Origin of the sequence: Pseudomonas meliae, assembly GCF_001400515.1 — a bacterium.
Lineage (GTDB): Bacteria > Pseudomonadota > Gammaproteobacteria > Pseudomonadales > Pseudomonadaceae > Aquipseudomonas > Aquipseudomonas amygdali.
Window position 1 is genome coordinate 31,950 of the sequence record NZ_LJQT01000474.1, and the last position, 9,415, is coordinate 41,364.

The following is a 9,415-nucleotide window of genomic DNA, read 5'->3' on the forward strand; positions in this document are numbered from 1 at the left end:
GTTCCTTGGCTGATGAAACGATCGTAGGCAAGGTATTGGTCTGATGTAAGATCCATTTTTTATAATTTTCATGGGACCAATTCATGCCCATCGCCCCTGTCGCGTTTCCACCCACGCTTACCGGCATTGAGCTGGACCCGAATCACGGCTTGAGCAAGCAGCTCTACGAGATTTTGCGCCAGCAAGTGCTGGATGGGCGCTTGAGTGGCGGCATGCGTCTGCCCGCCAGTCGCGATTTGGCACATTCACTGGGCATCTCCCGTAACAGCGTCATACGGGCCTATGACCAGCTGTATGCCGAGGGTTTTATTGAAGGGCGCGTTGGCGACGGTACGTATGTTGCGCAGCTGTCTGAACGAAGCGCTGCGCCTCGACGGCCAAGCCGTAAAAAACTATCCACCAACTTACCCACAGGTGTATCCACAGGGTTACACACAGGTTTGTCCACAATTGCGGCGGAAATGCCGTCGAATTGTTCCGATGAAGTTATCCACAGCGCGACACGCGTGCTGCTCGAAAAGCATCATTTGCACGAGCCGCCGACGGGTAGGCCGCGGGCTTTTCGAGTAGGCGTTCCAGCCTTCGATCTTTTTCCATTTGCCTTGTGGGGCAAGCTGTATACGGCCTTTTGGCGCAAGCCGGACCTTGCTCAGCTGGGTTACGGCCCCGCTGCGGGAGATTTGCGGCTGCGTGAGTTGATTGTCGTTTATCTTCGTTCATCGCGTGGGTTGCACTGCACGGCTGAGCAAATTGTGATCACCAGCGGCGCGCAACATGCAATCAGCCTTTGTGCACAGTTGCTTTTGACGCCGGGCGATAGCGTTGCTGTGGAAAATCCAGGCTATCGCGCGGCGGGTCATGCGTTTGCACTGGCAGGTGCGCGATTGCACGGCGTGCCTGTGGATAACGAGGGCATGCGTTGCGCCGAGCTTGAGCAGGCCGATTGCAGATTGGCGTATGTGACCCCTTCGCATCAGTACCCGACTGGCGTAGTCATGAGCCTGGCACGGCGCCTGGAGTTACTGGCCTGGGCCGAGAGGCACCAGAGCTGGATTGTCGAGGACGATTACGATGGGGAGTATCGGTACAGCGGTTCGCCATTGGCCCCGTTGGCTGCGTTGGAGCAGAGTGGTCGAGTGCTCTATGTCGGCACATTCGGAAAAGTCGCCTTTCCGGCGCTGCGCCTGGGGTATCTGGTTCTGCCTGAGCAACTTGTCCGCCTGTTCAGCCAGCGCAAGGCGGTAGACATGCGCCATACCGAGATTGGCGTGCAGGCGGTCATGGCGCAATTCATTGCGTCGGGGCATTTCCAAAGACACATCCGTCGTATGCGTCGCGCGGCGCTGAGTCGTCGCAATGCGCTGCTGGATAACTGGCCTGCCGACATAGCAGGGTGCGCTGCAATGCCCAGGGTGGTTGCAGGGCTGCATGTGATGGTCAAGGTAGACAGTGTCGCGCGTGAGCAGGCACTGATTGCCAAGGCTGGTAGCGTTGGCGTCGAGATGAATGCCTTGAGTGATTACTGGCTGCCCGACTTCAGTGAGCCTGTGGATAACCGCGCCGGGCTGGTTTTGGGTTTCGCCGCCGTGCCCGAGGTCGAGATTGCCGATGCATTGAACAGGCTGCGCAAGGCCTGGTCCGAGTAGTCCCGCTGGCAGGCGTATAATCTGCACTTTCTGTTACTTGTCCTTGAGATACCCATGAACAACTCTCTTACTGCAACACCCGGACGCAAGTTCGGCGCGCCGCTGGCTGCGCTGTTCCTGCTGCTGATGGGCGCCCAGTTTCTGCTGCTCAGTGTCGGCACCCGCCAGGTAATGCTGTGGATCGTTGGTGCAGCGCTGGGCGTGACGCTGTATCACGCGGCATTCGGCTTCACCTCGGCGTGGCGGGTGTTTATCCGTGAGCGGCGCGGTGCGGGTTTGCGGGCGCAAATGGTCATGCTGGCGGTGGCTGTGGTGCTGTTTTTCCCTGCGCTGGGTGCTGGCACGCTGTTCGGTCAGCCCGTTACCGGACTGGTTGCGCCGGTCGGAATTTCGGTCGTCGTGGGGGCGTTCATCTTCGGTATCGGCATGCAACTGGGCGGTGGCTGTGCGTCCGGTACGTTGTTCACCGCAGGTGGCGGCAATGCACGCATGCTGGTGACGCTGCTGTTTTTCATCCTCGGTTCGTTGATTGCGACCCATCACGTCGACTGGTGGTTGGCCCTGCCTTCGTTTCCGGCAGTTTCGGTGGTCAAGACCTTCGGCGTATTGCCTGCGCTGATCGTGAATCTCGCTCTGTTCACCTTGATCGCTTTCATAACCGTGAAGCTCGAAAAGCGGCGTCATGGACAGCTTGAAACGCCGGTTACCACTGACCATCGTGGGTTGAGCCGGGTGCTGCGCGGGCCATGGGTTCTGGTCTGGGGCGCTGTCGCGCTGGCGCTGCTCAATTACGCAACACTGGCGCTGGCGGGTCGTCCGTGGGGCATCACCTCGGCGTTTGCGCTATGGGGCGCGAAGGTAGCCAGTGGTCTGGGTGTGGACGTCGGCAGCTGGGTGTTCTGGCAGAGCGCGGCGAATGCCAAGGCGTTGGCGGCTCCGGTGTGGGAAGACGTCACCAGTGTGATGGACATCGGCATCATGCTCGGTGCCTTGCTGGCGGCAGGGCTGGCCGGCCGTTTTGCGCCGAGCCTGGACATTCCCACGCGCTCGCTGGTTGCTGCGGTCATCGGCGGGTTGCTGCTGGGTTATGGCTCTCGACTGGCCTACGGCTGCAACATCGGCGCGTACTTCAGCGGTATTGCCTCGGGTAGCCTGCACGGCTGGCTATGGCTGGTTGCAGCCTACGCCGGTAACGTGATCGGCGTGCGTTTGAGGCCGATTTTCTTTGCTGGCGAACGCCCGCAAGTGGCGCTGACTGGCTGCTGAGGAAGTCTGTAATCCCAAGATAAAGCGGGTCGTTTGCGAACCATCTGCCGGTTTGGCATTCAAAGGCCATGCGGCAGATGTCAGCCTGCGATTCGCTTATTTTTCGATGGGGTAGTTCTTTTGCAGCAAACGATCATTTCGAAAATCCGTTTTCTCGGCAAGACCATCGGTTACGTGGGTTGGTCGCTTTTCTGGTTGTTGATTTGGGATGTGATCGTCACGGTCGACTTCATGCTGTATCTGGAGCGCAAGATCACGTTGCCTTCCATGCCGTTGACCCTGCTGGGCTCGGCACTTGTGGTCCTCACCAGCTTTCGTAATTCCAGCGCCTACAACCGCTGGTGGGAAGCACGAACGTTGTGGGGCGCGCTGGTCAATAGTTCGCGCAGCTTCGCTCGGCAGGTGTTGACGCTGGTCGAGGATGACGACGGGATCAACCCGGTCAAGGCCACGCTGTTGCGTCGCCATGTCGCCTACGTGAAATGCCTGTCCGCGCACCTGAAAGGCGCCAAGTGTGGCGACGAGATTCAGATGCTGATTCCCCGCGAGGAATTCGAGCGCCGTCACGACACCAACAATTTCCCTAACGACCTGCTCAACACCTCCGCAGCGCTGTTGGCCAAGGAGTATCAGGCGGGGCGGCTGGACAGCATTCGTCTGGCGCGTCTGGAGTCGACCATGGTGGACGTCTCCAATTGCCAGGGCGGTATGGAGCGTATTGCCAACACACCATTGCCCTATCCGTATGTCGCCTTTCCACGCCTGTTCATCACGCTGTTCTGCCTGATCGTACCGATTGGCCTGGTGGAGACTCTGGGCTGGTTCACGCCGCTGGCATCAACCGTGGTGGGCTTCATGCTGTTGGCCATCGAAAAGATTGGCACCGACCTGCAGAGCCCGTTCTGTGCCAGCGAACATGAGATTCAGATGACGGCGTTGTGCGAAAACATCGAGCGCAATCTGGATTCGATGCTCAGGGGCGCGCAGGAAGAAAGCAAGGCTTCGTAAAGAGGGTGAGGCGTTGCGCGTGTGCATAACGCCTCGGATAACGCAGAGATTGCAGCTGCTTAACGCAGCTCGCCACACAGGTCCAGCTCGACCAGCCGCCTGACTTCCTCGGTCGTCAGGCTTGCCCCCAGCAGTGCATGCAGTTTGCCAAGCGCTGCCTCACGGGTCATGCCGCCACCGGAAAGCACGCCTGCACCGCGCAGGCGGCTGCCCGCTTCGTAGACATCCAGCTCGACACCGCCTTCGTGGCACTGGGTAATCGCGACAACGCAGATACCCAGTGCTCGTGCATTTTCCAGGCTGGCCAGAAACTGCGGATCATCACTTGGCCCGGTGCCGCTGCCGAAGCACTCAAGCACCAGACCCCGAATACCGCTGTTGATCAGACCGTCCAGCTGAGCTGCGCCGACGCCGGGAAACAGCGGCAACACGGCGACCTCTGCCAGCGTCTTCGCCTGCCGGTAGTTCAGTGCATCGGGCAGCGAAACCACCGCATGACCGCCACGCGAACGTTGCAGCGGTGCGAACGGTTGACGACCGAGGCTGCGAATTTTCGCGCAGCGCACAGGCGTCATCAGTTGCCCGTGGAAATACAGCTGAACGCCTGACACCAGAGCCGAACCCAGCGCCAGCAGGGCACCGTTGACGTTTTCCCATGCGTCGCTGTCCGGTACGCCAGCGGGCAGCATCGAGCCGGTGAACAGCACCGGTGCGCTGAACCCCAGCAACTGGAAGCTCATCGCCGCTGCGCTGTACGCCAGGGTGTCGGTGCCATGCAGAACCAGCACCGCATCGCAACCGTCGACCTCAACCGCCTCGATTACCGCCTCGCGCAGACGCAACCAGTAGGAAGGGGTCATGTTGGCGCTGTCGATCAGCGGCGACATCTCGCGAAAGTGCCACTGCGGCACCACCAGTTCCGGGTGCTCGGCCAGTTGCCCGGCCATCCGCGCCTCGAAACCCGAGGCGGGTGCAAGGCCGTTGGCGCTGGCCTGCATGCCAATGGTGCCGCCGGTGTAAAGAACCATGACGCTCTGAGCGGGTTTATGTGCATGATCAGTCATGGTTGTTCTCCGGCGTAAGGTCGCGTTGGTTATCGTGCTTCGGGTACAGGCTTGGCGGCCGCTTCGGCGTCCTGTGTCGACTGACGGGTCGGATTGGCTGGCCATGCGTTGCGGTCCAGGTCCAGATCAGGGAACTGGCTGGAATCGAACACCGGCGTCTTGATGCCCGCCCGACGCTGCGCATCGTAGTCGTTCAGAATGCGCTTGACGACTTTGAACAGCATGGCGAGTGCGATCAGGTTAACGAACGCCAGCATGGTCATGGTGATGTCGGCGAATGCCAGTACATCTTTCAGGTCGACGACGGCACCCCACATGATCAGTACCAGCACCGCGATACGGTAGATGATGATGGTCTGGATCTTCTCGCCAAACAGGAACCGCAGGCTGTTTTCACCCAGGTAGTAGTTGTAGAGAATCGAGGTGAAGACGAACAGTGCCAGCGCCACGCTGATGAAGATTCTGCCCCAGTCACCGACCACTGCGGCCAGCGAGTTCTGCGCCAGAACGATGCCGTTGCCGTCGTAACCGATGTCGTAGATACCGGACAGCAGGATCAGCAAGGCGGTGCAGGTGCAGATCACGAAGGTGTCGAGGAACACGCTGAACGCCTGAACCACGCCTTGTGCAACCGGGTGCTCTACATGCGCCACGGCAGCCACGTTGGGCGCACTGCCCAGACCGGCTTCGTTGGCAAACACGCCACGCTTGACGCCCATCACGATAGCGCTGCCGATCAGGCCGCCGAATACCGGGTCAAGACCGAAGGCGCTTCTGACGATGGTCATCAGCATGCCGGGAACGTGGTCGATCTGCAGAACGATGACGTAGATGGTGACCGCGATGTAGATCAGGGTCTTGACTGGAACCAGCAGGTCGGAAATTGCCGCGATACGCTTGATACCGCCGACGAAGGCCAGACCCAGCAGCACGACCAGACAGATGCCGGTGGTTTGGGTGTCGATGTTGAACGCGCTTTTCAGCGAGTCGGTCACGGCGTGGGATTGCAGGCCGTTGAAGGCAAAACCGAAGGTCACCAGCAACAGTACGGCCATAACCATACCTAGCCAGCGCTTGCCCAGACCGTGCTGGATGTAAAACGCCGGACCGCCGCGGAACTGTCCTTCGGAATCCTTGCGTTTATAGAGCTGAGCGAGTGAACACTCGATGAAGCTGCTGGACATGCCGACCAGTGCGGTGACCCACATCCAGAATACGGTGCCCGGACCGCCCAGCGTTACGGCAATGCCGACGCCTGCGATGTTGCCTGCTCCGACGCGGCCCGCAAGGCTGAGCATCAGGGCCTGAAACGAACTCAACTGACCTGCGCTGCTGCGCAGACTGTCGCGAAAAACCGAGAACATGTGGAAAAAGTGTCGAAACTGAACGAAACGCGAGCGGATCGTGAAGTAACTACCCAGGCCAACGATAAGTACCTTACCGGAGAGAAAGTTGTTAATCATTTCCAGCATTTTTGTTATTCCTCGCTACTTTTGAGGGGGCGCACTATACCGGTGCAAAGTTTTTACGTCTGTAGTCGCTTTCTTGGACGTCTGATTCTTCATTCGCGACGATGAATGAATACTTCCACGGATTACTCCGCCAAAGTGGGGTGCCGAAGGCTCTGGGTCCAGTGTCGGAGCCCTTTGCTGCGGGCAAAAAAAAGGGTCTGGAGAATCACTCCCAGACCCTCAAAAAATTGAGGGGTGTCTAGGCCCTCAATCTGGTGAGCTTGGTGCGCAGGTCATTTCCTGTCAGGCCTTCAAGGGGGCCAGACGCGGAGCGATCATGTTTTCCGGGCGCAGGATGTCGTCGAGCATGGCATCGTCGAGCAGACCTTCCTCACGCACCAGTTCCAGCACGCCGCGGCCGGTTTCCAGTGCGATGCGGGCGATACGGGTGGAGTTTTCGTAACCGATGTAGGGGTTCAGTGCGGTCACCAGGCCGATCGAATGCTCGACCAGCTCGCGGCAGCGCTGTTCGTTGGCCGTGATGCCCACAATGCAGTGCTCGCGCAGCATGTCCATGGCGCGCTGCAACAGGCGGATAGAGTCGAAGATCTTGTAAGCGATCAGTGGCTCCATCACGTTGAGCTGCAATTGTCCGCCTTCAGCGGCCATGGTCAGTGACAGGTCGTTGCCGATGATTTCGAAAGCAACCTGATTGACCGCTTCCGGGATTACCGGGTTGACCTTGCCGGGCATGATCGAGCTGCCGGGCTGGCGTGCCGGCAGGTTGATTTCGTTGATCCCGGTGCGCGGGCCGCTGGAAAGCAGGCGCAGGTCGTTGCAGATCTTCGATAGCTTGACCGCAGTACGCTTGAGCATGCCCGAGAACAGTACGAACGCGCCCATGTCGGAGGTCGCTTCGATCAGGTCGGCTGCCGGCACCAGAGGCTGGCCGCTGATCAGCGCCAGGCGGTCGACGGCAAGCTTTTGGTAGCCAGGGTCGGCGTTGATGCCGGTGCCGATGGCCGTGCCGCCCAGGTTCACTTCGGTCAACAGCTCCGGTGCCAGGCTGCGCAGGCGGTTGAGGTCTTCTGTCAGGGTGGTGGCAAAGGCGCGGAACTCCTGACCCAGGGTCATTGGCACGGCGTCCTGCAATTGAGTACGACCCATTTTCAGCACATGGTTGAATTCTTCGCCCTTGGCGGCGAACGACTGGATCAGGCTGGAGAGGCTGGCGAGCAGGGCGTCATGGCCCAGCAGCAGGCCCAGGCGGATCGCGGTCGGGTAGGCGTCGTTGGTCGACTGCGCCATGTTTACATCGTTGTTGGGGTGCAGGTGCTTGTATTCGCCTTTCTCGAAGCCCATGGTTTCCAGGGCGATGTTGGCGATGACTTCGTTGGCGTTCATGTTGGTGGACGTGCCGGCACCGCCCTGAATCATGTCGACCACGAACTGATCGTGGAAGTCGCCACGGATCAGGCGGGCGCAGGCCTCGCTAATGGCCGCATGCTTTTTATCGTTGAGGTGTCCGAGCTGGTGGTTTGCATCAGCTGCCGCCTGTTTGACCATGGCCAGGGCCACAACCAGTTTAGGGTAGTGCGAAAGCGGCACGCCTGAGAGGTGAAAGTTGTTCACCGCTCGCAGGGTCTGAATGCCGTAATACGCGTTGGCAGGTACTTCGAGAACACCAAGCAGGTCTTTTTCGATGCGCGATGATGCAGGCGAGGACATGATAAAAGAAGTCTCAAAAAGGCACGGACAATGCCGGAACGCCGCGAATATTGGGCTTCCCACCCTGTCTTGACCAATGCTGTTAAACGCTGGCCTATGCAATAACGGCATAATCAGGGTGTGACCCGGATTCCGTTAAGTGCGTAAAGGGGGCAAAATGTCGCACCCGGACGCTGCTTCGGCGGCCTTGCCAGAGCCGTCTGGCCATGTATCCGCAGCGCGTTGCCGGTCGTCCCACTGCGGTCGCTTCAAGCCGGGTGGGTGCAGGGCATGCGCAGTCGCCTGTCGAAGCAGTCATCCATTGTCCGGGAGGACCTGATGAATCTGGAAAGCAAATGGCTGGAGGATTTCAGCGCCCTGGCGGCCACCCGCAGCTTTTCTCAGGCCGCCGAGCGTCGTTTCGTGACTCAGCCAGCGTTCAGTCGGCGTATCCGCAGTCTTGAGTCGGCCTTGGGGCTGACCCTGGTCAATCGCTCGCGCACGCCCATCGAACTGACGGCTGCCGGGCAGCTGTTTCTGGTCACCGCGCGTACCGTGGTCGAGCAACTGGGCGAAGTCGTGCGCCATCTGCATCATCTGGAAGGTGGGCAGGGTGAGGTGATGCAGGTTGCTGCGGCACACTCGCTGGCGTTGGGGTTCTTTCCGCGCTGGATTGCCCAGCTACGTAACGAAGGGCTGAACATTGCCACCCGGCTGGTGGCCACCAACGTTGGCGATGCCGTACACGCGTTGCGTGAAGGTGGCTGCGATCTGATGCTGGCGTTCTATGATCCTGACGCCGCGCTGCAAATGGACGCTGAAATCTTCCCCTCGCTGCATCTGGGCCATACCGAGATGTTGCCGGTCTGTGCGGCAGATGCCGATGGGCAGCCGTTATTCGATATGGAAGGCGAGGGCAGTGTGCCGTTGCTTGCCTACAGCGCCGGGGCCTTTCTCGGGCGCTCGGTGAATCTGCTGCTGCGTCAGCGCAACCTGCGGTTCACGACGGTTTACGAGACGGCGATGGCCGATAGCCTGAAAAGCATGGCACTGGAAGGGCTGGGCATCGCCTGGGTTCCGCAACTGAGTGTGCGCGCCGAACTNNATTGGCGCGCGGTGAACTGGTGGTGTGTGGCGGGCCGCAGTGGCATGTGCCGCTGGAGATTCGCCTTTACCGTTGCGCTCTGGTACGCAAGGCCAATGTGCGCCTGCTATGGCGCAAGCTTGAGAGTGCAGCGTCGCCGGGCGAAGCATAAAAACGGCCTGTTGTGAT

Annotated in this window: 6 protein-coding genes and 1 pseudogene; 4 read left to right on the forward strand and 3 right to left on the reverse strand. The window is 59.8% G+C overall.

Translation table 11 applies throughout. The features are described 5' to 3' along the window. Positions 1-83: 83 nt before the first annotated feature. The 3 genes from pdxR to ALO64_RS22045 all read left to right on the forward strand — a co-directional run bounded on the left by pdxR (position 84) and on the right by ALO64_RS22045 (position 3,920). The gene (pdxR, locus tag ALO64_RS22035) at positions 84-1,646 is read left to right on the forward strand and encodes a MocR-like pyridoxine biosynthesis transcription factor PdxR (RefSeq protein WP_044343614.1); all 1,563 of its coding nucleotides are present in this window, start codon (positions 84-86) and stop codon (positions 1,644-1,646) included. Between the two features lie 54 nt (positions 1,647-1,700). Further along, positions 1,701-2,912 carry a YeeE/YedE family protein gene (locus ALO64_RS22040; RefSeq protein ID WP_002555906.1) on the forward strand — a complete coding sequence of 404 codons (1,212 nt, stop codon included), beginning with the start codon at positions 1,701-1,703 and terminating at the stop codon, positions 2,910-2,912. A gap of 120 nt (positions 2,913-3,032) precedes the next feature. Further along, positions 3,033-3,920 carry a bestrophin family protein gene (locus ALO64_RS22045; protein ID WP_044343615.1) on the forward strand — a complete coding sequence of 296 codons (888 nt, stop codon included), beginning with the start codon at positions 3,033-3,035 and terminating at the stop codon, positions 3,918-3,920. A gap of 59 nt (positions 3,921-3,979) precedes the next feature. On the opposite strand, the gene ALO64_RS22050 is transcribed toward ALO64_RS22045, so the two are convergent. The 3 genes from ALO64_RS22050 to aspA form a co-directional block, all read right to left on the reverse strand. Beyond that, positions 3,980-4,984: an asparaginase gene (locus tag ALO64_RS22050; protein WP_044343616.1), complete on the reverse strand. Its 1,005-nt coding sequence runs from the start codon at positions 4,982-4,984 to the stop codon at positions 3,980-3,982. Positions 4,985-5,013: 29 nt separating this feature from the next. Next, entirely contained in the window at positions 5,014-6,456 is a 1,443-nt protein-coding gene (locus ALO64_RS22055; RefSeq protein ID WP_044343617.1) for an alanine/glycine:cation symporter family protein, read from the reverse strand. A 282-nt stretch (positions 6,457-6,738) separates the two neighbouring features. Beyond that, positions 6,739-8,163 carry an aspartate ammonia-lyase gene (gene aspA, locus ALO64_RS22060; RefSeq protein ID WP_002555902.1) on the reverse strand — a complete coding sequence of 475 codons (1,425 nt, stop codon included), beginning with the start codon at positions 8,161-8,163 and terminating at the stop codon, positions 6,739-6,741. A gap of 318 nt (positions 8,164-8,481) precedes the next feature. On the opposite strand from aspA, the pseudogene ALO64_RS22065 reads away from it, so the two are divergent. Beyond that, positions 8,482-9,398, forward strand: a pseudogene (locus tag ALO64_RS22065) (LysR substrate-binding domain-containing protein). Positions 9,399-9,415: the final 17 nt, after the last annotated feature.